This window comes from Puniceicoccaceae bacterium, from assembly GCA_040224245.1.
Lineage (GTDB): Bacteria > Verrucomicrobiota > Verrucomicrobiia > Opitutales > JAFGAQ01 > JAKSBQ01.
This window is the reverse complement of sequence record JBEGIR010000006.1, coordinates 25,602-51,177: the sequence shown is the minus strand read 5'-3', so window position 1 is coordinate 51,177 and position 25,576 is coordinate 25,602. Positions and strand designations below refer to the sequence as shown.

Here is a 25,576-nt window from a genome sequence, read left to right as displayed (position 1 = left end):
GGAATGATGTGTTCCGAAACTCCTATTTTCTCATTCCCCGATAATTCCCTATGGATAGCATTCAGACCTGGACCTTCGCCATTGTGGGCGTCACTTTTTTGATTTACATGGGCATCGCCTTCTGGACCCGTGTGCGCACTACCCACGAATTTTACGTGGCAGGAGGGAGCGTTTCCCCTTTGGCGAATGGGATGGCCACTGCAGCGGACTGGATGTCTGCCGCATCGTTTATCTCGATGGCGGGCATCATCTCGTTTGTGGGGAGAGATGGATCGGTGTATTTGATGGGATGGACCGGAGGTTATGTATTGCTCGCATTGTTGCTGGCTCCCTATTTGCGAAAGTTTGGACAGTTCACGGTTCCAGATTTTGTAGGAGAACGCTACTACTCCCGAACCGCACGATTGGTTGCCGTCATTTGTGCGATTTTTGTGTCTTTTACTTATGTGGCGGGGCAGATGCGCGGTGTGGGGGTTGTTTTTTCACGCTTCCTCAATGTGCCCATTGATACGGGCGTGCTCATCGGCATGGGTATTGTGTTTTCCTATGCGGTGATGGGAGGAATGAAGGGTATCACCTACACGCAGGTCGCACAGTACTGCATCCTCATCTTTGCCTACATGATCCCCGCGATTTTCATCTCGATCATGCTGACGGGGCATTGGATTCCCCAGCTCGGCTTTGGGGCGCAGCTCAGTGATGGCTCGGGATATCTGTTGGACCGACTCGACAATCTGCATCGTGAGCTTGGGTTTGCCGCTTATACCGAGGGTTCCAAATCCAATCTTGATGTGGCCTTCATCACGGGAGCGCTGATGGTGGGAACAGCGGGCTTACCTCATGTCATCATTCGGTTTTTTACGGTACCCAAGGTTGCGGATGCGCGCTGGTCTGCAGGGTATGCGCTCCTGTTTATCGCGATTCTTTACACAACAGCTCCGACGATTGCCGCTTTTGCAAGAACCAATCTGATTGGATCGATACATGAAACATCCTATAAGGAAGCACCGGCCTGGTTTCACAACTGGGAGACGACGGGCTTGGTTGCCTGGATGGACAAAAACGGAGATGGCCGAATCCAGTATGGCCCTGGGCAACCGTTTGTGGGCACTCCGGATTTCATTCGAAATGAGAATGCAGTGCTTCAAACTGGCAAATCGGGTGAGCGTGCTCTCAGTAATGCTCCCACCGAAAATGGAAACGAACTTTTTGTGGATCGGGACATCATGGTGCTGGCAAATCCCGAGATCGCGAGACTACCGGATTGGGTAGTCGCACTCGTCGCTGCGGGAGCGCTGGCCGCCGCGCTATCCACTGCAGCAGGTTTGTTACTGGTCATTTCAACTGCCATCTCCCACGATCTTCTCAAAAAATCCTTCAAGCCTGACATCTCGGAAAAAATGGAACTCACCTGTGCGCGCATTGCCGCAGGGGTGGCAGTCGTCATCGCAGGGTATTTTGGAATCAACCCTCCCGGGTTCGTGGCAGAAGTGGTTGCATTTGCCTTTGGACTGGCGGCTTCATCCTTTTTCCCCGTGATTCTGCTGGGTATTTTCACCAAACGCATGAATCGAGAGGGTGCGATTGCGGGCATGCTCAGCGGCATTGTGTTTACGAGCAGTTACATTCTCTATTTCAAATTCTTTCACCCCGAACTCAACAATGCAGCTCACTGGTTGTGGGGTATTTCCCCGGAAGGCATTGGATTTCTTGGAATGTTTGTAAACTTTGCGGTGGCAATTCCTGTTTGCCTGCTCACTGCCAAACCTCCGCAGGAGGTCATCGAACTGGTGGATAACATTCGCATTCCGGCTGGTGCGGAGCCAGGCAAGGAAATCGAGCTTTAAAAATGGAGAATATCATCTGGAAGCTGCAAAAGGTAATCCCGTGCAGGCTCAGGAAGCCCTTGTGATCGGATCTCATTTTTGAATTGCATCGATTTTGGAAAGTGCGAATGGTTTTCTATGGCAACCATTCTTCCTGACGAATCCCGTACGTTCTCCGAATACCTGTTGATTCCGCGATTGACTGGCAGGAATCATCTTCCGTCTGCAGTGTCACTTCAGGCACCTATCAGCCGCCGTCCCGATGGCCTCAAACTGAACATCCCCTTTGTTTCGGCAGCCATGCAGGCGGTGAGTGGGCCCGATATGGCTATCGCACTGGCACGGCGTGGCGGACTCGCTTTCATCTACTGCTCGCAACCTATTGAGTCCCAGGTGGAAATGGTTCGCAAGGCAAAGCTCCACAAGGCGGGTTTTGTGGAGAGCGATTCCAATCTCCAACCATGCAACACACTGCAGGATGCGTTAAACCTTCGAAAGAAAACCGGACACTCCACCATGCCGGTGACGGAAGACGGCAGCAGCAAGGGAAAGTTGCTGGGCATCCTCACCGAAAATGATTTCTGGGAATTCGAAGATGACCTGTCTGCGCCTGTGCGTGATTTCATGACTCCGCTGGAAGATTTGGTCTACGGCGAGGTGGGCATCTCTCTGCACGAGGCAAACCGATTGCTGCGCAAGAACAAGAAGGAGTGCCTTCCAGTCGTCGATGCACAGGGAAAACTGGTTTCGGTGGTTTTCAAGAAGGACTATGTGGCACACAAGAACTACCCGGACGAATTGCTCGATGCGGACAAGCGCCTTGTGGTGGGGGCTGCAGTCAACACACATGACTACCGCGAACGCATTCCAGCGCTCGTGCAGGCTGGAGTCGATGTGATCTGCTTTGATTCTTCGGATGGCTATACGGAATTTCAGTGTGAGGCGGCGCGATGGGCGCGTGAGCAGTATGGAGACCGCCTCATCATTGGAGGCGGCAATATTGTTTCAGCCGATGCGTTCGATTATCTGGTGACGGAAGCGCAGCTCGACTTCGTCAAGGTTGGCATTGGAGGTGGCTCCATCTGCATCACACGTGAACAGAAGGGAATTGGTCGTGGCCAGGCCTCAGCGCTCATGGAAGTGGTGGCCCGCCGGGATGCCTATTTCAAGGAGTCTGGCACCTACATTCCGGTTTGCTCCGATGGAGGGCTGGCACACGATACCCAGATCATCATCGCACTGGCAATGGGTGCGGATTTTGTCATGATGGGCCGGTATTTTGCGCGAACTGACGAGAGTCCGACTCCGCGCGTGTCGATGAATGGGCGCATGTTCAAGCCCTACTGGGGCGAAGGTTCCGCCCGCGCGGCGAGCTGGCAACGCTACAGTGAAGAAGGAGGCAATCGCATGAAATTTGAAGAGGGGGTCGATGCCTATGTTCCGATTGTGGGCTCTGTACATGAGGTGCTTGAGGTGACCCTTGCGAAGCTGCGATCCACCATGTGCAACTGCGGTTCACTAAGCATCCGTGAGTTCTGCGAAAAATCCATTCTCACCCGCGTTTCTGAGCAGAGTTTTCAGGAAGGGTCGGCTCACAACTTGACCATGGTTGACAGCAAGTACGACCAGAAAGATTCGTGAGTCCGTGCAGAATCGGCAGATTCATGTAACCCAGGGTGGGTAAACATGCGTTTCCATTGCAGAACACACGACTCCGACGCTGTGTCGCGAGTCTGAGAACTTCGCAATCAAGGAAACGACATGAAATACAAAACGATTCAATGGCTGCCCATCAGCCTCTGTGTTGTCGCAATGACAGCCACTCAACTGACTGCGCAACCCTTTGGAATGGGAGGAGGACGGGGAGATCGTCCCGCAAACTGTGCTTTCAGCCCAGACCGTGGACCGCGCTTTGGAGAACCCGGTGAGCGTGGGTTGAGGGAGCCTGGCATGGGTTTGCTGCGCATGTCCGCATGGCTGGAGCTTACGGATGCACAGGAGAGCAAAATCCTGGAACTCTCACAGCAGTTTCGCAGTGATCTCGAGCAACACCGAAGTTTGGCAGAAGCTGCCTGGGAAAAGATTGATGCCGTGCGCAGTGCTGAATCGTTTGATGAAGTTGCGCTGCGTGAGGCGCTTGAGTCACTTCAACCTATCCAGTTGGAAGGCATGGTGTTGCGGGAATCATACCGGCATGCCATCGAGGCGGTGTTGACCGATGATCAGAAAGCAAAACTGCAGGCTGCTGACTGGAGGCGTGGCAAGCGGGATGACTGGCGTTCGCAGGGTCGCGGTCCCCGTGCGGACAGTGCCGTTGGGCAACGACCGGATCGGCGCGGGTTTGGCCCATGGCTCTGAGTGCTCTGTTTCGACACCACGGTTCGTGGGGACGAGCGCAGACAGACCTTGTTTCAAAAACTGGAACATGGGTTTGATCCGAATGCAAATACTGGTTTGAATGCTTGCTGCATTCCTACCCAAAAAGCTTCAAGCTTCAGTCCCCACGCCTGTGATTGAGTCATGGCTTCCTGCTACTCAGAACTTTCAGAATCCAGTGATGAAGACCTGGTCAACCAGACGTTGGAGGGGTCGATGGCGGCATTTGATGAGATCGTGCGCAGATATCAGCAGACGCTTGCAGCCAGCCTGCATCACCTTTGCAGCAATCCGAGCGACCTTGAAGAATTGGTGCAGGAGACCTTTGTGCGCAGCTTCCGAAAGCTTCGGCTATGGAAGCCACAGGCTCCGCTTTTTGCATGGATTCGCCGCATCGGCTACAACCTTTGTTACGACTACCTTCGTCGTCAGAAACGCAATCCTCTCGCGATGCAGCGATTGGAAAGCACTGTGCCAAGTGCCGATCCTGCGGGCATGGATCGCCTCGTGGATGAGAGCATTCCGGCAGATGATGCAAACTGTCGCAACGACTTGATCCACTGGTTACTGCGTCAACTCAAACCCGACGAAGCGATGGTGGTCACGCTCTTGCATGTGCAACAGTGTAGTGTCACGGAGATTGTCGAACGTACCGGCTGGAGTCCGTCGAAGGTCAAGGTAAAGGCCCATCGTGCACGCAGGAAACTTCAACAGATATTTGAATCCCATGAAGAACTCAGACTACAGTACACCGCCCCGCTTTGAACAGTGGGTGCAGCAGGAGCGAAACCGGGCGGTTCCGCAGGTAAACGTGCGCGTGACGGTGCGCAGCGCATTGGAGGCTCAAACGAGCAACGCTGTCGCACAAGATGCGCTGGATGATCTCGTATCCTGGTTTTCCGGAGCGCGCGCATGGGTTGCAGGCACATTGACGGGTGCTTTGATTGTGGCAATGGGTCTGGTGATCTTCCAACAGATCGACTCCCTCCAAGAAGAGACCCGTGAACTGGAAACGGACCAAGTGAGTGCTTTTATCGAGAGCGGAGATTGGAGCGAACTGTTATGAGCAGCAAACGAATCTGGATCCTCGCCGCCATCCTTGGCGGCACCTTGTTGACAGGAGTGGGCATTGGCAGTGTCACGACACTGGTGCTGCTCAAACCGATGCGGCTTGTTGATCCCCCTCCGCCCCCGCCCCCGCCACCCGATCTGGCATCCGTGCAGATGCGCAAACCACCTGTTGCAGACTTCATGCTCGAGCGCATGGATCGGGAGCTTTCGCTTAATGCGGAACAGCGCACCGCAATTGCGGAAGAACTCTACCAGACCTCACGGATGTTCGACGAACTGCATTCTGCCACGGGCAACGAGATTCAGGAAATTCTCCAGCGTGCAGATCTTGCCATCAAGTCTCATCTGACAGAAGCACAGCGTGCCATCTTCGATGAAACCTTTACCAAGCGGCGTTTTGGAAATCGATTTCAGGGCGAACGTGGTCCGGGATGGCGGCACCGTGATGAGCGAAAAAAGGGTACCGTTCAGGAGCGTTGGCAGCGAGATCGTGATGAGGGTACTGAAGCACAGGAGTTGGAACCCACCGCCCCACCACCCCAGTCCTGAGCTTGGTTTCGCAGAGGTGCGTTCAACATTGCCTTCGGAGGCAGGAAGGTTATGCTATATGGGATATGACTTCCGGTGAAAAACAACCGATGGCGTATTCCCTTAACGAAGATGTGCTCAGTGCCGTCAGCCATGGCATCGGAGCAGTGTTGTCGGTTGTGGGATTGGTCATGCTGGTAACTCGGGGTGTTGCCAATTCGAATGAGTATCAAGTGATCTCAGGCAGTATTTTTGGAGCTTCCCTGATCTTTGCCTATCTGGCATCCACGCTCTACCACAGCCTGCGCTTGCAACGCGTCCGCTTGCTCTTCCGCAAGCTGGATCACAGTGCAATCTATGTGCTGATTGCGGGCAGCTACACAGGGCTGATGCTTGGCGTGGTTCGGGGAGGTTGGGGTTGGAGTTTTTTGGGGGTGGTTTGGGGAATTGCCGTAATCGGCGTTTTGCTCAAGGTGCTGCGCATGGGCAAATATCCCAAACTCTCGCTGGCGACCTACTTGATCATGGGTTGGTTGGCAGTGATTGGGATTTACCCGCTCTGGAAAGACTTGCCGTCCCAATCCTTTGTGCTGCTGATTGTTGGAGGAGTGATCTACAGCCTGGGTGCGATCCTTTACGCCATGAAACGCATTCCCTATACCCATGCGGTCTGGCACTTGTTTGTGCTCGGAGGCAGCATGGCGCACTTTGCCTGCATCTACACGGCCTATGGTGCCTGAGAGAACCGGACGGCTGGTTGCATGGAGGCAGTGTCGATGGATTCTACCAGGTGTAGTGCTTTCCGGTCAGTGTCGGTTGTTGCTGGGTCGTAACCCATTCGCCAAGCTGACGAACTCGCTTTGCTGCGAGCTTGAACGGCCTTCGTGATACTTCAGGCAAGGTGTAGTGTCGTATCGCACTGGAAGCCTGGGGTTTTGGCAGATAGCTCTGCCAGTCGATTGGGTGTGTAGATTCCATGGCGGGGTATTTCTGTGGTGTACGAAAAAATTTCTGCCTCGAACATCGGAATGTCTTCATCACACCTGAGCGACGGAAGAGGATTAACAGCATTTTGATTGTGGGAAAACCAATGAGCCGGAAAACAGGCTGCATCACTGATGCAATGCGCGAATCGATCTCAGCGATCCAGTTTAAGGAAGAAATCCAGATAGGTTCAATTGAATCCGACATTTGACAGTGAGTGAAAGCAGGAGATTTTGAATAAATCTGCCCAGATGGCGTCGTAAGAAATTCCATCAAAACAACAGTTATCTCCCATGTTCTCACAAAATCTGTTCAATAATCGCGTTATCAGAAGATTTTCGGCTTTCTTTAGCTTGTTCCTTCTTCCAGTCATGTGGGGGAATTGGGGCGTTTTGAATGCCCAGTCTCAACCCAACACCCGTCTAAATCTGGATTTGCAAAAGGTCCGGTCCATGTTTGAAGCAGTTCAGTCGACGTTAGATGGCATGGATACGACAATATTCGATGTTGAGGCCTATGCTTCGTCCCTGCCGGACAATCCTGTTGAAATTGCCTTATCCATCCAGGCATTAACCGACTGGGAACCCTATTCTGGCTTGCTCAAAGGGGCGGAAGGCACCCTTATCTCCAAAGCAGGCAACAGCTTGGATCGAGCGCTACTGTTGATGTACGTGCTGCGTTACAAAGGTTATCAAGCAAATCTTGCATATCAGGATGCCATTGACGGGGAGACGCAAAGCCTTTTGAAAGAAGCACTTACAGCAGAATTGCGCAGTGCAAAGCCCGATATTCCGTTGTTTGATGCAGAAGCAAATTTAAAACGGGTGATGGAGGCAGGTGCAAAGGAGCAACAAGCTTTTGAGGAATTTGCCACTCAAGTTGAGGCCATGTCAGTTTATTACGACGAGTTAAACCAGCTCGCCGACGAGAGTGCTGATCAGTTGAAAACTATCATTGGAAACGAAATGAATGCTGTTGCTCCGTCATTGATGGATGACTCAACGGCTGTCCATTTTTGGGTGCAATACACTGATGGACAAACTGAAAAGGATGTTTGCGTCGTGTTTGGGGATACCTTGCCACAGGCATTGCTTGCCGAAAATCCAAACCTATGCAAATCGGCTGCAGATCTTCCGCAGGAGTGGATTCACCAGGTAACGTTTCGCGTGGCTTTAGAGCAATCAAAGGAAGCAGTGTTGAAAACCGTTTCGGTGCTTGACCATACTCTGCCCGTATATCAAGTGACGAATCGGAAAATTGATTTTAGATTCAATCCGACTGACGGAGAGGATATGAGTGCTTTGATGCAAATGCCGGAATCCGTAGAGGCAGGGACGGATCTACTAAAATCAGTGATCGAATCTCCAGAAGGATGGATACCGTCCCTTAAAATTGCAGGCAACGATGAAACGATTTATCTCAATGGATTTGATCGCACTGGAGAAACATTTGATCCCGAAGATGGCAATCAATCGCCCACAGGAAAGAAGCTGAATGATGCTACAAGTTTGCTGGGTCAGTTAAGTTTTGGGGGAGCAGCTACAGCATCCGACCCGTCCATAATACGTTCCTTGTGGTATGAGATTGAGATTTCTGCTCCCGGGAAAGCAGTGACGGTTGAACGGCGCGCATTGTTCGATAACCCAGAACTCAAACCAACCGAAGACCCATCCAGTGCGATTTCCAAGCAACTTGCGTATGCCCTTACCCGTAGCGCAGAATTCCTTGTTCAAAGCGGAACGGTTTCCGGTGAATACGTGTTGTATAAACAGCTGGATTCGATGATGCAGCTCAAGTTGCCGATGGAATATGCCGTTGCCACGTATCAACGCAATCCTGAGGAGTTCTCTCCTGAAATCCTGCAGAAAATTGCTGAAAAAGTTCCTGAGTTCAGTGCGACCCTTTATGCGTATTTGGCACAACGTAGCCAAAATCTGGTCAGAGTCGGTGGTATGCTGTCTCACGCGAATGTGATTTCATTTGTAACGGATTTTCGTGAACAGCCTGAGAGTGTTGCGAAATATGCTGGTTTTGACGTGATCACCAATCGCGTCGAGATGTTGCCCGATGTTGATGATCATGTTGCAAGACAGCTTGAAGCAGGCGTGTTTGATACCTGTCTTGAGTATGCATTGATGCGGCAATTGGCAAAAGAAGAAAGCAGTGAGCAATTTGGAGCCATAAGCTCGTTCAGAAAGGCCATGGAACAAGGGTCGGATTGGGAGTATGTATCCTCTGTGGATCAATTAGAGCAAGTTGCAGAATCTCTTAGTGCTGAGACTCGACAAGCCTTAAAAGAACACCTCGATGCAGGCTATTCACTCGTGCTGAATCCGATTCAAACTGATGAGGTTGCTTCTTGGTGGCGGGTCGACCCCGATTCCGGTGAAACTCTTGGCATGGCCTACGGCCCTGTGGGACTCGGAGGGAGTGAATTCATGCAATACCTCCTCTTGATCAAGTTTGTCGGAGGAACTTTGATTAATGTCTTTTCCCTTGGTAAGTGCTTACTTGCGGCAGAAGCTGCTGGGAAAAGTGGAGTTGGCTGCACGATATGTGCGATATTTACGCAAGCTGCCATCTTTCTTAGTCTCGCTATTGGAGTTGGAAGTGAAGGACTCACGGGTGCCGCAGCTATAAGTGCAGCCAAAGCAGCGGGGCTTGCCGACCTGGCTGGATTGGGAGTTGCTGGGGGTTGTTTATTGACCTAGGGGAAGCTACCCATCGACCGTTCTCTTGGAACTCAGAAAATGGCTTCGTTCTTCGAATGGGTTGAGACTGCATCTGGCATGAATGCTGATCGAATCTCCTGCCTGCGTGAGTTCGTCCGTTTCAGATCACAAATCTCTCGAATTATATGAAAACGTTAACCTTTCGCCTGCACTATCTCTGCCTTGTATTGTCGCTGTTTTCCAATCTCTCGGTCGCAGCCCAATCCTCCCAAAACCGAGGCTACAAGGTGGAATTGCTTTCCACGCAGCAGCTTGAAGAGTATGCAGGTATTGCGGCCAAAGCAGAGCATCAATGGCTCGTGCTCGATTTTAGATTTACCAATGAAATGGATCCTTTCCTGGTGTTCGACTATGAGGTTGATGAAACGATTAACATTCTGAAACTTCAGGACCGCATGTTCCTCGTTTCTGGAACGGGTCGAATCTATCGACTGAACCCAAGTGTATTTGGCACGGATGGGCATTTTCTATCCAATCTTCAATTAGCAAATTCGGGTACGAGAGTGTCCGGAAGGCTTGCTTTTGAAATACTGGAAGAAGGCAATGATGCGCTGGAGTTGCACATCTACGATGAGAATTTTGCACCGTTGGTAATCCCATTGCAGGGTACCCTGCCAGATTCGCTGTTGCCGTCAGGCTCAGTGGTGCAGGAAAACTCGGCTGTGGCGCTTGCGGTGGGAGAACACGGACCCGTGTCGTTGCCCGGTGTGCAGCCACGACCGGGTATGCAGCATTATGCGGTGGATCTGTGGGGGCAATCCCGTTGGACCCGGAGCGTACCGGCCTATTATCTGACAGAGGGTGCTGCAGCTGATGCGATGGCACCCAATGATTTTTTCTTCGAGTATTTGCTCTCGACTAACCTGATCACCCTGATCGCGGAGGGAGGGTATGCCTATCCCCTGATTCCGGAGTGGAGTCTCGGCGTTGACACTCATCCTGCCTTCATCTCACGTCGATGGACGCGCAGTCGCCTCGTGTTTGAGATTCCGGAAAATGTGGGACATCTGGAACTGCATTGCCTGTTTGGAAAGATGGGCATTTCCAAGGATGCGAAACCCCGGAAAGGACTGCGGTTTTCTCTCAAGGAGTCCAGTCCCTTGCTTTCTGCTCCTGATGGTGTTCTGCAAATTCGTGACCCCAAGGGAACCAATGAACTCACGGTGGATTTGGCGCTGCTGCAAGACGCCTCACCTTGGGGCGTCGACACTGATGCCTGGCTTCCGCTTTGGGTCCAGTTTGAGAATACAGGTGCAGAGGCAGGCATGCTCAGCCCGGCTGGCCGGTTTTGGTTTGATGTAGAGGGCACCGAGTTCAATGGGGCTTCGCAACCAGAGAATAATGCCTACGCACCTCCCGAGAACCTGTTTCTCGACATTGGGTTTCCCCGGTCCATGCTGTTGCTCTTCCCCCGGGATTCACTCAAATCCGCATCCAAGCTGACGCTTGCGTATTCCGGGATCGGAATCTACCGCGAGTTTGCGGTGGATCTGGAAACGCTGACACTCGAAGTGCTCGAGGAGTCCGTGGGCGATGCTCCGGAAACAGCTGCGCAAATGCAGCCATTGAACACGGAGTCGACGAGTGCTGAGCCTTCCCTTCCATCTGCAACGCAGTCCGATGCTTCCACTGTGCCAGAGAGCGCACCAGTATCTTCACCAGTTTCCAACGAAACGGAGATGGCTCCCCCTCCACCCCCTGAGGTCCGTGTGACTCCACGTGTGGTCGAGCTGCCACCCGCTCCCTATCACGATCCGGCTACGCAGCAGGCGGCCGAGGTGTTGGCACAGTTGCGAACCGAAGCATTTCCGATCCCCGAGAAAGCAGAATATGCAACGTTCGAAGCGGATTTTGGTGCTGTGGCTTCAGAAGAATCCGAACCCAACGACAAATGGGAAACCGCCAGTGCGTTGCAACTGAACCAGACCGTTTCCGGCGTGATCGAATCGGAAGGTCATGACTACTGGCAGCTCACCATCCCTGATTCGATGGCGGAACCGTCCGTACGGATGGATCTGCTTGCCGCATTTGCCGCACCCGATGACAATTTTGGTGGAGCCTATGTGGCCATTCACGATGCGGATCGAAGGCAGATAGTGAGCTTGTGGGTGGAGGATCCATACCAGAGTGCATTGCGCAACCTTCGCCTTGAACCTGGAACTTACACCGTTTCGGTTCGCAACTATTCCAGTCAACCTGCTGCACCGTATCTCCTTCACATGCGGGAGGTCAGGAAAGCACAGCTTTGGGAAATGGAACCCAATGCAAGGAACGAGCGTGAGCTACGGGTGAGGTCCGGCACAGTCGTACATGGGATGCTGGGCAACCGGGATGAAGCCGATACTGTCATCTGGGAGCTGCTTCCCGAACAGGAGGGATCTCGATACGACATCCTGGTTGTTACCGACCAACCCGAGTTGCAGGTGTCCGTCAGTGTGTATGACGCAGATCGCAATCGTCTCTACGCCAAGGACGGCGCAGGTGAACTGGTGCTGGGAGATTTCAGTCCCAATGCAGGGGATCTGTTTCTCGTGCTCGAAAGCCGACACAGTGAACCCATTCACTACCGCTTGTTGATTCAGGAGCGGGATCGATTGCCTGAGCGATGGGAGCGTGAACCCAATGATGTGTTGGAGTCTGGCAACCTCGTGGTGGTTGAAACATTTGATGATCAGCAACCCGAACTGCTCGGTCGGCTTGAAGGCAGGTACGGCGATGCCTTTGCGATTCGGGTCACAGACCGCAATTCAGTGTATCATGTCACGCTTGCGGGTGCTGGAGACCTCAAGTTCTCGTATGTGGACAAGCGTCGAGGCACGCTTGCGTCGGCGTGGGGTTCGGATGGCGAAGCGGCCAGTCTTGTGGATTTGCGCCTTCCGTTGGGGTTGAACTATTTCATGATCGAACGTGTGGATGGAGACTATGCTGTGAATGTGCAACAGGTTCCGATTCCATCAGAGCATTACGAATGGGAACCCAACGATTCGGAATCCCAGGCGCAATGGATGCTGCCCGGCGTTCGCTACTCTGGCCGATTGCTGAGCAATCATGATCGCGATCATTTCCGAGTCGTTGTGCAACAGGCAATGCACTATCAGTTTTCCCTTCACGCTCCCGAGGACGGCAAGTTGAGTTTGCAGGTTTCGGGCAACGGAATCCCGGTGCAGTCCGTCGTGCAAAAGGATGGAGAAGTGACGCTCGAACAACGGATCTTTTTGTTGCCCGGGAGTTATGCGGTTCGCCTGGATGCGCGCGTGCCGTCTACCGGGTTCTATGAACTCATGGTGGAGGCTGATCCCGTTCCGGAAGGCTTGGAAAAAGCAAGAATCGATGGATTGCGTTTGCAAAATGAAACTCCCGAACTTCTGGCAGCTGCGTTTTCGGATCACTTTCAGGAGGTTCGGCAGCGTGTTTCTGTCAGCAATGAAGGCCCGGAACCCCTCGAACTCCATGTGCATGCCGTCAGTTCGAACTATCGCATCACCTCGGATGCTTCTCACCCAGAGCCATTGAATCTGAGTCCAGGGGAATCCCGGTTGATCGAAGTTCCCTGGGTTCTGGAACCGGATCTTCCCGGAAGCGAGCGCACCGAAGTGCAACTTGGGTTCTCCGCTGCGGGCCGCTACATGTCGACCTCGTCGGTGATTCAACCGTCGACCGAAACCCTGGCTACGGGAATTCTTCCAGAACGTCAAATGCTCCTGGACCGTCTCGCTGGCGGAATGAATCTCAATGCGCTGGATCTGGGGGCGCGATCTGTGCTCGAACCGGAATCTCTCTACCTTGGCACAACACTCCCTTCCGAATCCTATCTGAAATACCTGACCGATGGTGTGCTGGCCAACCGCAGTTTCTGGGGAGAGGTTGCTGTCATCGAAATGGCGGGAAATGGGCAGGTCGAGCTGGTTGGAACTTCGATTGACTTGCATGGCAGAGGGGACCTCTGGCAATCGGCGAAGGATTTCTCCATCGAGACGTCAATGGATGGGACGACCTTTACAGAGGTTTTCCGGGGCACCCTGGCCCCGCAGACTGGAGAGCAGGCGTTTTTGTTCGATCAACCCGTCAAGGCGCGATATTCGCGCTTGCGCTTGCATAGCACGCATTCCGGAAAATCGGGGGAGACGCCCCATGTCGGAGAGTGGCGCATGATTGCCGATCCAAAGGCAACGCTACCCGAATGGGAGTCGATCAACTTGCTCGATCCGTCGGTCGGAGGACATCGCATCCGCTCGGCCGAACGGGAATGGGTTTTCGGATTTCAGCACAATCGTGCGGCTCGCATTGACGCTCTGGTTTGGGAAAACAAGCAAGCCAGTTCGGGGACTTATGGCAATCCGCAGTCAGTCACCCTGGAAGTCAGTGAGGCTTCACCAGTTGGTCCATGGACGACGGTGGGCACCTTTGATCTGAGTGAGGCCGACCAAGCGGATTCGCTTCGGCTGCGCATCCCGCTGGATGGATCGCCATGGGTGCGATTTGCAAAAATTTCCTGGGAAAAAGCGGATGGAGCACGCTACACCAATGAGCCACACCAGCTTGAACTCATTGAAAAACCAGTGAGCGAGGAATATCGCAGTATTCTAGGTGAGTGGCAGGGACCCACGGATTTTGCATGGCGGGAGTACCGTGAAAAACAGCAAGGCCAGTCCACAGCAGTTAACTTGGAGCGCATCAAATCCAGCAGGGAATCCCCTTACGCACTGTCCCCCGATATCTGGGTGGACAGTGTTGCATGGATCAACCGTGGCTGGGAAGATTGGTATGAAATCGACCCGGTGAAGGTGAAAAAACAGCTCCAGTTCACCGTGGAGTCACGTCCCTTTCTCAAGATAGCAGTTGAGGTTCAGGATGCGCAGGGCAATGCGGTTGAGGTGGCTGAGCGCACGATTGGTGCGCATCGCAAGGAGTTTACCTTCCTCGCCGATCCAGGCATTCGCTATCGTGTGCATGTCTTTGAACCCAAGCGTTCGATTGTCTACCTCTGGGATGTGAGCGGCAGCATGGGTCGGTTTGTGCACAGCATCGAAAACGCAGTTCTCAAGTTCGCCGATGAGATCGACCCGGAAACGGAACAAGTGCAGCTGCTGCCCTTTGACGATCCCGCCAGGTTTCTCACCGACGGTTGGGTGAGTGATCGCTACGAACTGCAGATGCTCATTCGCAACTATGATCCACCGAGTTCCAGCTATGCGCACCTCAACTTGCTCGAGGCCACCAAGGCCATGAAAGATCAGATTGGTACGAAGGCTGCGATTGTGATCACGGACTGCGAATCTTCTCGCAATGTGAATAACGAGCTTTGGCGAGCGCTCGAAGAGGTCAAACCCGCAGTTTTTACCTTTCAAACCTCGGATCAAACATCGGGTTACCGGATTGAACAGGATGACATGCAGGACTGGGCATCGGTTGCAGGTGGGTTTTACCACAATACCCGGGCGACGCATGAGTTGGACAGTGCCTTTGAAAAAGTACAGGCATATCTGCGCAGACCAGCACCTTACCGCATCCAGTTGACGGCACCGGAGTTGAAACCTTCGACCATTCGGATTGAGGATGCGCGTGATCCAGATTCCATCCGCGACCCACAGAAGGATGGAGTGCTGCTGATCATTGATGCATCGGCGAGCATGCGTGAAAATCTTCCGGATGGACAGATGAAGGTGAATGCAGCGAAGACGGTCATCGAAAATCTGACTCAACACTATCTGCCGGATGGGATCCATTTTGGACTCCGCGTCTTTGGCCATCGAGGCGGAACGGACTGTGAGAGCGAGCTGATGATTCCTGTGACTCCACTGGATCGTGCGGCAACCAAGCAGAAACTGATGTTTGTGCGTTCCAGTTCGCTCGGCAATACTTCACTTGGCGAAGCCTTGGGCAAGGCTGCTGAGGATTTGGGGGAATTACCCGGACTCAAGCGTGTCGTGGTGCTCACAGACGGTGAGGAAACTTGTCATGGTGATCCCGCAGGGGAGATCGCCAAGCTTGCGGAGGCCGGACTCGATGTCACCGTAAACATCGTTGGATTTACCCTCGGGGATGAGGCGGTGAAGCAGAATTATGGGAACTGGGTGAAGGCAACGGGAGGCAAATATTACGATGCGCAAGATGCCACCGCGCTCGGAAAGGCACTTCAGGAGGCCATGACTCCCGTGGAGCTGCCAGAGTTTGAAATTTACGATGTGCATGGAGCAAAGGTTGCAGTCGGCAAGGTGGGTGATGGACCGATAGAGGTGGAATCGGGAGTGTACACCGTGAAAATTCTCGACCCGGATGCACCCCGAACCGAAACCGTAGAGGCCTTCGAAACAAACATCCGGTTGGATTACCGCTGAGTGCACCGCGACAGTCATCGCCAGGAAAAACCTGCGCGGTGGGCGCAAAACGTAGAGGGAGCTTCCAGCTCCCTTCCCTCGTGAATCGGAGGGTGTCCCTCCTGCATGCTTTCCCCTTCGCCACGAGGGAAAGGGAAAGTAACGCTGAACGCACGTTGCAATGCTGACGGTGCACGTGGCCGAAGGTGTCTGTACAGCCAGTAGCTTGGCTTTGCCGTTGACTCGATTTCGAGCCAAATCATCATGATGCTTTCGGTGTGTGCGCCGCGCAAGTTTGCGCACAGGCTGCTGATACCTGAACTTGCTCCCCATCCCATCGTTGCTGTGACCCCCCAGAAGGCTTCTTCCAAAACATCTCCAAACGCACCAACGACCTCTCCATCGTTCCCATGGAGATGGATGGGCATTGCCCTGGCGGTGACTGTGCTTCTAATGGTGGGATTGTGGGTATGGATCCGCTGGCAGAAGGTGAACATTCTGCACGATTCGATTCCCCCCATGCCTGAGATTTCAATGTACCCGCAGGCATTTGCGCAGGCACTGGAGAAAGCTCACGCGCTGGCCATATCGACGAACCCACAGACTGCTGCGAGTGGATTGGAAGAGCTGGGCCGACTGTTTCATGCCAATGCCTTTCTGCCGCAGGCGCGATCCTGCTGGATGGGGCTGATGGCTGTTCATGCGGACGATGCGCGCTGGCCGTATTTCATTGCGGACCTCAGCCGACTTGAGGGAGATGAGTCGGAGATGGTGCCGTGGGTCGAGCGCAGTTTGCAGCTTGATCCGGAATATGGACCCGCATGGCTGAAGCTGGGAAATCTGTATTTTGCGGCGGGGGAGCTGGACCGCGCACGGGAATGCTACGAGAGGCGGCTGGAATGGCTTCCTGACGATCCCTATGCGCAAGTCGCTCTCGCGCGCATTGCGATGCAGCAGGGGGATTCCCACGCGGCGATGCGGCGTTTGCAGCAACTCACATCGAACACATCGACCCTGCCAACTGCTCACTACCTGCTCGAGCGATTGCTGCGGGAACAGGGGGATGCTGAAGGCGCAGACCGCCAACAATGGCTGGGAACTGCAGCTGGCCGATTTCGGGAGGCACCGGACCCGCGGACTGATGCCCTGAGCAAATGGTGTTATGACGTCGAGCACCTGTTGATGCTCGGATCCATCGACTACCAGACTCACCATGGGGACAAGGGCAGGGCATTGTTTGAGCGGGCAATGCAGTTGAATCCTCAGCATCCTGAGCCATACGAGTCGCTCGGTCGCCTCTATTTGGATGAAGGCAAGCCGGAGCAAGCTCTGAAAATTCTCTCAAAAGGTGCTTCTCTGCCGCAGGCCCCTGCGAGTTTGTATTTCCGTTTGAGTGAGGCCTACCGACAGTTGAATCGGGCAAATGAAGCCCTGGAAGCTGCGAGAAACGGTCTGTTGCAGGAACCCAATGATCCCGATCTCCTGAAATCGGTGGGGTCTTCACTGGATGCTTTGGGGCGGTATGATGAAGCGATTGCAGCATTTGAGAGTGTGCTGTCGGATGGTATTCATGCAGCAGAGGCGCACCTGAATATCGGATTGGTTCACATCCATGCCGGACGGAAGAATGAGGCGTTGGAGCATCTAAAAAAGGCACTGGAACTGAGGCCCCAGTATCCGCTGGCACTTGCAGAATTGGGGGTATTGGAACTCGATGTGTGGAATCTGGACCAGGCGGAGGCATACATCCGTGCGTTTTATGACAACTACCCCGGGTCTGCCCGTGCTCGGGAGTTGATGGCGCAACTCGGCGTGCGCAAATCCATGCAGGCTGCTCGCACGGGCGACCTCGATGCGGCAGAGCAGTTTTGTCTGGAGGGCCTCGAAATTCACCCGGATTCGCCGGACCTGAACTCGGTGCTGGGGTTGCTCTATGCGCAACAGGAGCGTTTTGAGCAAGCAGTGATACGACTGGAGTCCGCGCGTCGGGTTCGCCCATCCGACTCTCGTATCGTGGTGAACCTGGCTCAGATCCACGCCAGATTGGGTCGATTTGATCAAGCCCGATGGGTACTCACCGAGGGCGAGCGGGTATTGATGGAACAGGGCAAGGTTAACGAGGCGCGTCAGGTGCAGCGGTTGCGGGATCAGCTGCCTGCAGCGGGCAGTCGCCGTTGAACGCGGGAATCAGGGAGTCCCTGTAGCCCCTTCTGTCGCCAGATCATGACCCGGCTCAGGTTGCCATAAGGTGGATAGGCGTGCAGTCCGCCCGTGACGATTTCGGGGATTCCATCCTGATCCAGATCAGCCGCTTTTGCAACAATGAGGTGCGTCGGAGTTGTGGCGAGCGGAACCGCAGTGAAATGCTGGTTGCCATCATTGATCCACGCCATCATGGAGACGGTTTTGGGGTCATGCCAATTGTTCACACTTGCCACCGCGATCAGGTCGAGAAAGGAGTCCCCGTTGAGGTCGACCGCCACCGGACTGTAGGCACCCGGGTAGTCCGAAACGCGGTGAAATTTGAAAAATCCCTGCCCCCGGTTTTCCAGCCATTGAATGCCATGCCACGGTCGTGGTCCCGGTTTGGCGTAGTCAAACCCATCACCGTTGGTGTAAATGATATCCAGATCCCCATCGCGGTCGAGGTCGACGAGTTGCAGCCCGCTACTGCCGTAGTCTTCGTTTGTGGAAGCCCAGATGATGCGGTTGTTGAAATTACCGGTACCATCATTCTCAAACAGGTGAATTTCTTCCCACTCCTGGGAAACCAGCGCGATGATGTCGAGATCGCCATCCTGATCGATGTCGGCGACTGGGGTGTGAACGGTTCCGGAGAGTGCGAGCAGTCCGTGACTCTTGAACTCCCAATTTCCCAGATTCTCCATCCAGCGAATTTCACCCTGGGAATAACCAAATTGTCCCACCACCAGATCGATGTCGCCATCGCCGTCAAAATCGCCTCCACGGATGTCGGTGACACGTGCGACGTTGGTGATCAAATCGTGTCGTCGAAATGTCTGATCTCCCAAATTCTCGAGAACCACCACAGTTCCGATTTTGTCGTTGTTGGGGCGGATCATGCCCATGCTGGCAACAAGCAGATCATCGTCTCCGTCGAGATCAATATCACAGGCCTCAATGTGAGCGGGTCCCTTGATGTCTTTGGCGAGGATGTACTCGGTGAACTGATTCCTGGGAAACTGGCGAATCCAGCTGACAGTGTCTGTTACCCCATCGCAGACCAGGATGTCGAGCAGCCCATCCTGATCAAGATCGTGGATTTGCAGATCGGGAATCCAGGGACGCCCAGTGACGGGAAATCCAACCGGTTCCCCATGGTAAGCGATGTCGAGGGAAAGAGTACTGCGAGGTGAGGGTACCGAAGCAGGCTCAACCTCGGTCGGGCTTTGTTTCAGCCTCAACAGGATAAAGAACAAATACAATACTGGGATTGCGAGAATCAGGATGAGCACGGAGAATGCCGCTACATGTCTGCGCGTTGGGGTCATGCCAGGGAGGGGTTATCGGAATGTCTTTTCTGTAAATGTGCAGGATTTGTTCTAAGCTGGAACGATCGGGATGTAAAGGATGAGCCACAAGCACAGTTCCAGTGGCCGAAGCACAGGTATCAGAGGTTTGCACGCGTGAGCGAATAGCCATCATCAAAACGCCGCTCACGCAAGGACCTGAGATTCATTCTGCACGGTTCCACTCGTCGAGCACCTTGAGGGCTTCGTGATTCCCGAATTCGATCGCAATATCCCGAGCACTTTTCCCGTTGGTCGAGCGATGGGACAAATTGACCCCGCTTTCCAGCAACAGCTGCACGGTGGTGGCATCGCCAGTCGCTGCAGCTTCGTGCAGGGCCGTGCCACCTGCAGCACTGAGTGCGGTCACGGTCGCGGGTTGTTCAAGCAGGATTTTCAGACACTCGACTTTGCGGTCGGCTGCGGCGTGGTGAAGAGGAGTCCATCCTACGCGGTCGCGCAGGGTAGCATCTGCGCCAGCATGCATCAGGAGAGTCACAATATGGGTGGAATTCCTGCGCACGGCCAGGTGCAGGGCACTTTCGTTGGAAGTGGTGAGGGCGTCAACGGAACAACCTGCTTGGATCAACACATCAACGATCTTCGGCTGTAGGCGGAGCACGGCCAGGTGCAGGGGGGTGTATCCTCCTCTGCCGGGGCGGTCGATCTGCAGTGGATCAACCTGGAGGTGCAGTTGCACGTCTTCGATGTCCCCCCGGGCAATGGCTTCTTCGATGGTAGCATAGCGCACGGTGGGGGAGGGTTCGCTTGGGGCATGGTTTGCGGATTTGTCGATCCCTGCCGTCCAGAGCAGAGCATTGAGCAGGAGGTCGCAAATTGCATCTTCATTCCAGCGCAAGGGTAGTGGCGCACCTATCAAGGCGAATGTGCGATCTCCCGAAGCGGAGCGGTAATACCAGCTTTCCATCTGATTCGAAAGAGTCTTGTCGGTGCTCAGGGGGTGCAGGGTTTTGTGCGAATCGGATGTTGCGATTCGCTTGCTCAACGCCTCGCTCAGTGAGGGGTCCGACTCGATTTCTGAAAGTGCATTGCCAAGCAGAGCGATGGAGATGCTGGAGTTTAACCATTGCTGAAGAATGGAAATCTGCTCTGGAGCAAGGGGTTGGTCCGGGTCGCTCCCGAAAAAAATGATGCTATTCCAGGATGCCCCTGCGATCTCCTGCTCGGCAGTTGGAATGACCGGGGACGTATGGATCTCAAACTGGGGGATGTGATCCTGCAGGCGTTGGATGAGCGATGGGACAAGGGCTGGAGATGAGTCTCCACTGGGTTGTTGCATCGCTTCGGGAAAAATCATGAGCATCATTTGGCCCGGAGGAGCGGGTGATGGTGCGGTTGGTTTTGAGTCCAGGAGGGGTGTGGACAACAGAAAAAGTGCCACCAGGGGCCATTTTGAAAATGAGGTTTGGGGGATGATGCGAACAAGGATGTTGCAGATGAGCAGGGGGGTGTTCATAGGGTCAAAAACAGAAATGGAGTAATGGGGGACTGGTCAGATTGCTTCGCGGTCGATGTAGACATTGGTTCCGACCGGAACCTGGTCATAAAATCGAATGATGTCTTCATTGCCCATCACAACACAACCACCGGAGGCAGGGCTTCCCAGGCGATCTTCGTGATTGGTGCCATGGATGTAGACGTAGCGGCGAAATGTATCAACGCCCTGTCCTGCGTTTTTGCCAGGCTCGAGTCCGCGCAACCAAAGGATGCGACTGGTGATCAGATTGCGCTCCTGGATCTCCTTGTCGAACTCCCAAAAGAATTTTCCGGTGGACACACGTGAGAAGAAGACAGTGCCAGCTTTGGCCTCGCTGCCGATTTTCTGTTCGATGCGGTGAAACCCATCTGGAGTGCCTGCAGAATCTTCAATACAGGACGGTGGCTGAATGGAGGTTGAAACCGGAAATTCCCGGCGAACCTGTTCGGAGTTACACAGAAAAAGCCGTTGCAGCGGGATGCTGACATAGACAAAGACCGGCGATGGCGGTATTGACAGTAGCTCGCGAATTCGGCTTAGTTCTTGGACTTTGGTCTCGACGTCCATATCATCATGAATAAGAAACGCTACAACATTGGGATTGTGGGTGCGACTGGCGCAGTCGGTCAAGAACTCATTCACCTCCTGCACGAGCGCGATTTCCCGTTTGGGGAAATCCGGCTGTACGCTTCGGCCCGCTCGAAAGGCAAAACCATCGCTTATGAGGGCAAGACATGGACGGTTGAAGATGCGGAGGAAAAACAGTTTGATGGGGTGGATATCTTCCTCTTCAGTGCGGGAGGAAGCATCACCAAGGCACTCGCTCCTGAGGCAGTGAAGGCGGGCGGCGTAGTCATCGACAACAGCTCGGCCTTTCGCATGGACCCCAACGTCCCGTTGGTGATCCCAGAAATCAATCCGGAAGCGGCTCGCCAGCATAATGGCATTATTGCAAATCCGAATTGTTCGACCGCTGTTGCCCTGATGGGACTGTGGCCGCTGCACCGGGAGTTTGGACTCAAGCGTGTGTTTGCAAGCACCTATCAGGCAGTTTCGGGAACGGGAGCCGCCGCAATTGTGGAATTGGAAACTCAGTTGCGCGCCTGGGCGAAGGGCGAAGCCCTCACGCACGAGGTGTACCCGCACCAGATCGCGTTCAATGCGATTCCGCACGTGGATGCCTTTCTGGAATCGGGCTACACGAAGGAAGAGATGAAGATGCTGTACGAATCGCGCAAGATCATGGGCATCGACAACCTGCGTGTCAGCTGCACCTGTGTGCGCATCCCGGTGATTCGTGCACACAGCATTGCCTTGCAGGCGGAGTTTGAACGACCCGTTGATGTCGAACGCGCCCGCCAAGTGGTGGCTGGATTTGAAGGTGCCGAACTTTGTGACGATCCGGCAGCTTTCCAATATCCGATGCCGTTGGACTATGCCGGCAAGGTGAAGTGCGGGGTCGGACGCATTCGCAAAGACAGTGCGCTGGACAACGGACTTGCGCTTTGGGTTTCGGGAGACCAACTCTGGAAGGGAGCTGCCCTGAACGCGGTCCAGATCGCGGAGTTGATTGTGAAGCAAAACGAGTCCTGAGTGGAGCTGCCACGGAGTGCGCCGATCCCTTCCGGTTCCCAAGGTTTCCATCATCCTGCCTGCCTACAACGCGGGCAAGTATATTGGAGAAGCGTTGGACTCGATCCGGGGGCAGAGCCTTCGGGAGTGGGAGTTGATTGTTGTCGACGATGGATCGACGGATGACACCGCGTCCATCGTGCAGGCGCATGCAGCTGAGGACGGGCGCATCCGCTTGATCCGTTCGGCGCATGCAGGCATCGTGGCGGCACTGAACCGCGGTGTTGCATTGGCGCGGGCAGCGATCATCGCGCGAATGGACAGTGATGACCGTAGCCTGCCCCGGCGATTGGAGTTGCAGGTGCAGCTTCTTGAGCAAGCGCCGGAGTTGGGTGTAGTGAGCTGCAAGGCCCACCTGTTTGGGGAGACTCAACAGTCTGGTGGTTTGCAGCGATACCTGGATTGGGTGAATGACATGGAAGGACCGGAGCAGATCGCATCGGGTCGCTTTGTGGATGCCCCTGTTCTTCATCCTGCGGTTTGTTTTCGCAGGGATTTGCTCAAGCGTCATGGCGCTTATCGTGAGGGTGATTTCCCTGAAGATTATGAACTATGGCTGCGCTGGTTGGAGGCTGGTGTGCGATTTTCCCAGGTGCCGGAATTCCTGTTCGAGTGGAGGGATCATGCTCACAAGCTCACGCGCACGCATGAGCGATACCGGGAACAGACACTCTGGCAACTGAAAGGCCAACATCTGCACCAGTGGTGTTGCACGCATCTGGAGCATGGCAGGGAACTGTGGATTTGGGGAGCTGGAAGGCGGACGCGCTCACGGTTGCAGTATTTGAGTTCGCTGCAACAGGTGTTTCCGCTTTGCGCCTACATCGATGTGGATCCGCGCAAGATCGGTCAGCGGATTGAAGGTATTCCGGTATTGGCACCGGATGCACTGGCTGCGAATCCCAGTGCCTTTGTGCTGGGCATGGTGGGTTCGGTCGGAGCGCGCGACCTGATCCGCTCGATGCTCGAATCGACAGGCAGGCGCGAAGGGGAAGATTTTTTATTCCTTGCGTGAAGTGCTCCGGGTCGATCCGGATCGCAATGTATTTCGACAGGTGTGAATTCCCCAGCTCAAGCCAGCAGACAGGAGAGTGACTTGAATCAAAAGGGTTCCTGGATAGATGTAGCGAAACGCGATCCAAGGGCAGGCCAGCAGGTAGGAGGCGGTATAGGCAAGGGGTATGAGCGAAAGCACCAGAAAAAGATTGGTTAATGCAATAGCATTGCCCTTCATCCGCGCTTTCAGCAGAACTATAAAACCCGCGAAAGCCAGACCCTGCCAGAGTAGATGAACCCCCGAAATCCATCGCAGAACTGGGTGCGAGATCACTTCCCACGACAGTTTTCGAAAAGAGAGATGCAGGTGAGCTGCGTAGCGGTTTCGTTTGAGGCCAAAATCGTTTTGAGCGATTTCGAACGGGAACCATTCAGTACTATTTAGCGGATTGATGAGTTCACAAAAATTGCGAAGCTTGACGTAGCTCAGTAGCAATGGGTGTGATCGCATAGCGCGAAAGTATGCTCGGTTGAGTTTGGGATTGGGTGCGGCTTTTACCAAATCTGATTTGGCATAGGCGTTGTCTCCAAAGCGCATATAACGGTAGGCAGCCCAATGAAAGTGTTTTTGCCAACCTGGCTTGAGGTGTTGAGCCACATAGGGAAACTCGCTTTCCAATTCAGGTCGAAGATAGAGTATGCCAGCCAGTTCAAGTGCCATGACCGACCCTTTTGGGTTCGCATCGCGAATGACAAAGTGCCGGGACAGCATGGATTGGGTAATAGTGGGTGCCAGGAGAACGAAGACGATGCACCCCAGTCGAATCCATAGCTTACAGGGGTTGCTTACGATCCAGATCAGGCCCAGATAGAGCGGCAGCATCACGATGGCGTTGCCGCGCACCAGTAAACTGAACATCAACAGCAGGGTGAGGATCAGAAGGAGTATGAACTGAAGCACTGGCGATTGATGACGGACTCGCAGGCGCAACAAAGCGATGGAAAGAGATGTGATCCAGAGAAGGCAGATACTGAACGTAACGTCCTTCCATAGTGTGGTGAGGAATCCGGTAAAGGGTGTAAAGGGGGAAAACAGAAATACAAAAATCAGGAGGGAAATCGAAAGCAAGCTGAGGTCATATCTACAAATTATAGTTTTTTTCCTGATGACAGCATAAACCTCCCGGACCAACGAAAATACTCCCAACATACCCAGAAGGGTTTGCGCGAGAATTACTAGTGCGGGGGTGATTCCTATTGCGGAGAAAGCGCGCAGAAGGATGGCAAGGATCGCTGGATGCCAGTTGTAGTAATGGTTGACGGATGCTTCGTAGAGATGACTGATCGAATCGGGGCTGAAACTCCCGGGGTAAACGATACCCCAGAGGGCAAGGGAAAGCAGGATAGGGAGCATCCAATTCCCCAGTAATACAAATCCGAGCATTGAGATTCCAAAGACCGCAATCGAAAGCGAAAGGATGCGGGTTGGATGAAATCGCATCTCAGAAGTGAGCAGTGAGTTCAGGAGATTGAGATCCAACTGGAGTAGAGCGTGAGGATCGTCCGAAACGGATTTGATTCGGATGCCTGAGAGATTCTCTTCAATGGAAGCAATGCCGTGCAGGGGGTTAAGTTGCCATCCTTTTGTTGTTGTGGTGGAGAGCGATTCTCCCAGACCGTTCGTGATCCGAATGGAGTAGATTGTTCCGATGCCGGGTCGATCAAGCGGATCGAGCCGAAGTTGGCGAATTTCCTGATTGGGCAGCCTGAAGCTACCGGTTGAGCGCAGATTGGGAATGCGAACATCAAAGGAATCCGACTCGGATGCGGAAAAACCTGTTCCCGTGTCCCAGAATAGCTCCCACCGACCCGGCTCACTTGCTTCCATGTCGATTTCAAGGGTAATGCAGGTGAGCAGTTTTTCGTATCGATTCAGGAGGTGGTGCGTGAGAGTGGCTGCTGCGAGTGAGACCAATGCGGTAAGCAAAAAAAAGCAAAGCAAGGTAGAAGAACAGTTCTTTGGTGAGGCGGTCATGAAGGCAGGATGCGTGATGTCAGCGAGTAACGGTTCAAGTCAGTGCTGTCG

At 53.8% G+C, this 25,576-nt stretch carries 17 protein-coding genes; 12 read left to right on the top strand and 5 right to left on the bottom strand.

Annotation, left to right across the window (positions count from 1 at the left end; translation table 11 throughout):
• The first annotated feature begins 50 nt into the window (after positions 1–50).
• The 7 genes from ABQ298_01140 to ABQ298_01110 all read left to right on the top strand — a co-directional run bounded on the left by ABQ298_01140 (position 51) and on the right by ABQ298_01110 (position 6,541).
• On the top strand, positions 51–1,847 hold the full coding sequence (locus ABQ298_01140; protein MEQ9822973.1) for a sodium:solute symporter family protein: 1,797 nt from the start codon (positions 51–53) through the stop codon (positions 1,845–1,847).
• 117 nt (positions 1,848–1,964) lie between these two features.
• Complete coding sequence (locus tag ABQ298_01135) at positions 1,965–3,467, top strand: IMP dehydrogenase (GenBank protein ID MEQ9822972.1); 1,503 nt, start codon at positions 1,965–1,967, stop codon at positions 3,465–3,467.
• A gap of 120 nt (positions 3,468–3,587) precedes the next feature.
• Positions 3,588–4,184 (top strand): Spy/CpxP family protein refolding chaperone, encoded by a 597-nt coding sequence (locus tag ABQ298_01130; protein MEQ9822971.1) that lies wholly within the window; start codon positions 3,588–3,590, stop codon positions 4,182–4,184.
• A gap of 162 nt (positions 4,185–4,346) precedes the next feature.
• Positions 4,347–4,967, top strand: coding sequence for an RNA polymerase sigma factor (locus ABQ298_01125; protein MEQ9822970.1), 621 nt, complete (start codon positions 4,347–4,349; stop codon positions 4,965–4,967).
• Positions 4,930–5,268: a hypothetical protein gene (locus ABQ298_01120; GenBank protein MEQ9822969.1), complete on the top strand. Its 339-nt coding sequence runs from the start codon at positions 4,930–4,932 to the stop codon at positions 5,266–5,268. The genes ABQ298_01125 and ABQ298_01120 overlap by 38 nt, the downstream gene beginning before the upstream one ends.
• Positions 5,265–5,822, top strand: coding sequence for a hypothetical protein (locus tag ABQ298_01115; GenBank protein ID MEQ9822968.1), 558 nt, complete (start codon positions 5,265–5,267; stop codon positions 5,820–5,822). The genes ABQ298_01120 and ABQ298_01115 overlap by 4 nt, the downstream gene beginning before the upstream one ends.
• An 89-nt stretch (positions 5,823–5,911) precedes the next feature.
• Entirely contained in the window at positions 5,912–6,541 is a 630-nt protein-coding gene (locus ABQ298_01110) for a hemolysin III family protein (GenBank protein MEQ9822967.1), read from the top strand.
• 43 nt (positions 6,542–6,584) lie between these two features.
• Here ABQ298_01110 and ABQ298_01105 read toward each other — a convergent pair whose 3' ends face one another.
• Positions 6,585–6,779 (bottom strand): hypothetical protein, encoded by a 195-nt coding sequence (locus ABQ298_01105; GenBank protein MEQ9822966.1) that lies wholly within the window; start codon positions 6,777–6,779, stop codon positions 6,585–6,587.
• A gap of 299 nt (positions 6,780–7,078) precedes the next feature.
• On the opposite strand from ABQ298_01105, the gene ABQ298_01100 reads away from it, so the two are divergent.
• From ABQ298_01100 to ABQ298_01090, 3 genes are all read left to right on the top strand, one after another.
• Entirely contained in the window at positions 7,079–9,496 is a 2,418-nt protein-coding gene (locus ABQ298_01100; GenBank protein ID MEQ9822965.1) for a hypothetical protein, read from the top strand.
• Between the two features lie 146 nt (positions 9,497–9,642).
• Positions 9,643–15,855: a VWA domain-containing protein gene (locus ABQ298_01095; protein ID MEQ9822964.1), complete on the top strand. Its 6,213-nt coding sequence runs from the start codon at positions 9,643–9,645 to the stop codon at positions 15,853–15,855.
• Positions 15,856–16,353: 498 nt separating this feature from the next.
• Positions 16,354–18,012, top strand: coding sequence for a tetratricopeptide repeat protein (locus ABQ298_01090; GenBank protein ID MEQ9822963.1), 1,659 nt, complete (start codon positions 16,354–16,356; stop codon positions 18,010–18,012).
• Here the strand turns inward: ABQ298_01090 and ABQ298_01085 are convergent.
• The 3 genes from ABQ298_01085 to ABQ298_01075 form a co-directional block, all read right to left on the bottom strand.
• On the bottom strand, positions 17,982–19,346 hold the full coding sequence (locus ABQ298_01085) for a VCBS repeat-containing protein (GenBank protein ID MEQ9822962.1): 1,365 nt from the start codon (positions 19,344–19,346) through the stop codon (positions 17,982–17,984). The genes ABQ298_01090 and ABQ298_01085 overlap by 31 nt on opposite strands.
• Before the next feature lie 184 nt (positions 19,347–19,530).
• The gene (locus ABQ298_01080; protein ID MEQ9822961.1) at positions 19,531–20,841 is read right to left on the bottom strand and encodes an ankyrin repeat domain-containing protein; all 1,311 of its coding nucleotides are present in this window, start codon (positions 20,839–20,841) and stop codon (positions 19,531–19,533) included.
• Between the two features lie 36 nt (positions 20,842–20,877).
• Complete coding sequence (locus ABQ298_01075) at positions 20,878–21,429, bottom strand: L,D-transpeptidase (protein ID MEQ9822960.1); 552 nt, start codon at positions 21,427–21,429, stop codon at positions 20,878–20,880.
• A gap of 6 nt (positions 21,430–21,435) precedes the next feature.
• Between ABQ298_01075 and ABQ298_01070 the strand changes: the two genes are divergently transcribed.
• Positions 21,436–22,455, top strand: a complete 1,020-nt coding sequence (locus ABQ298_01070; protein MEQ9822959.1) for an aspartate-semialdehyde dehydrogenase — start codon at positions 21,436–21,438, stop codon at positions 22,453–22,455.
• 16 nt (positions 22,456–22,471) lie between these two features.
• The gene (locus ABQ298_01065; GenBank protein ID MEQ9822958.1) at positions 22,472–23,509 is read left to right on the top strand and encodes a glycosyltransferase; all 1,038 of its coding nucleotides are present in this window, start codon (positions 22,472–22,474) and stop codon (positions 23,507–23,509) included.
• Here ABQ298_01065 and ABQ298_01060 read toward each other — a convergent pair.
• On the bottom strand, positions 23,495–25,525 hold the full coding sequence (locus ABQ298_01060) for a hypothetical protein (GenBank protein MEQ9822957.1): 2,031 nt from the start codon (positions 25,523–25,525) through the stop codon (positions 23,495–23,497). The two genes, ABQ298_01065 and ABQ298_01060, sit on opposite strands and share 15 nt — an antisense overlap.
• Positions 25,526–25,576 lie beyond the last annotated feature (51 nt).

Excerpts from the sequence above, each read along its gene's own strand:
- ABQ298_01140 (MEQ9822973.1), top strand. The coding sequence starts at position 51 with ATGGATAGCATTCAGACCTGGACCTTCGCCATTGTGGGCGTCACTTTT.
- ABQ298_01135 (MEQ9822972.1), top strand. The coding sequence starts at position 1,965 with ATGGCAACCATTCTTCCTGACGAATCCCGTACGTTCTCCGAATACCTG.
- ABQ298_01130 (MEQ9822971.1), top strand. The coding sequence starts at position 3,588 with ATGAAATACAAAACGATTCAATGGCTGCCCATCAGCCTCTGTGTTGTC.
- ABQ298_01125 (MEQ9822970.1), top strand. The coding sequence starts at position 4,347 with ATGGCTTCCTGCTACTCAGAACTTTCAGAATCCAGTGATGAAGACCTG.
- ABQ298_01120 (MEQ9822969.1), top strand. The coding sequence starts at position 4,930 with ATGAAGAACTCAGACTACAGTACACCGCCCCGCTTTGAACAGTGGGTG.
- ABQ298_01115 (MEQ9822968.1), top strand. The coding sequence starts at position 5,265 with ATGAGCAGCAAACGAATCTGGATCCTCGCCGCCATCCTTGGCGGCACC.
- ABQ298_01110 (MEQ9822967.1), top strand. The coding sequence starts at position 5,912 with ATGGCGTATTCCCTTAACGAAGATGTGCTCAGTGCCGTCAGCCATGGC.
- ABQ298_01105 (MEQ9822966.1), bottom strand. The coding sequence starts at position 6,779 with ATGGAATCTACACACCCAATCGACTGGCAGAGCTATCTGCCAAAACCC.
- ABQ298_01100 (MEQ9822965.1), top strand. The coding sequence starts at position 7,079 with ATGTTCTCACAAAATCTGTTCAATAATCGCGTTATCAGAAGATTTTCG.
- ABQ298_01095 (MEQ9822964.1), top strand. The coding sequence starts at position 9,643 with ATGAAAACGTTAACCTTTCGCCTGCACTATCTCTGCCTTGTATTGTCG.
- ABQ298_01090 (MEQ9822963.1), top strand. The coding sequence starts at position 16,354 with ATGCCTGAGATTTCAATGTACCCGCAGGCATTTGCGCAGGCACTGGAG.
- ABQ298_01085 (MEQ9822962.1), bottom strand. The coding sequence starts at position 19,346 with ATGACCCCAACGCGCAGACATGTAGCGGCATTCTCCGTGCTCATCCTG.
- ABQ298_01080 (MEQ9822961.1), bottom strand. The coding sequence starts at position 20,841 with ATGAACACCCCCCTGCTCATCTGCAACATCCTTGTTCGCATCATCCCC.
- ABQ298_01075 (MEQ9822960.1), bottom strand. The coding sequence starts at position 21,429 with ATGGACGTCGAGACCAAAGTCCAAGAACTAAGCCGAATTCGCGAGCTA.
- ABQ298_01070 (MEQ9822959.1), top strand. The coding sequence starts at position 21,436 with ATGAATAAGAAACGCTACAACATTGGGATTGTGGGTGCGACTGGCGCA.
- ABQ298_01060 (MEQ9822957.1), bottom strand. The coding sequence starts at position 25,525 with ATGACCGCCTCACCAAAGAACTGTTCTTCTACCTTGCTTTGCTTTTTT.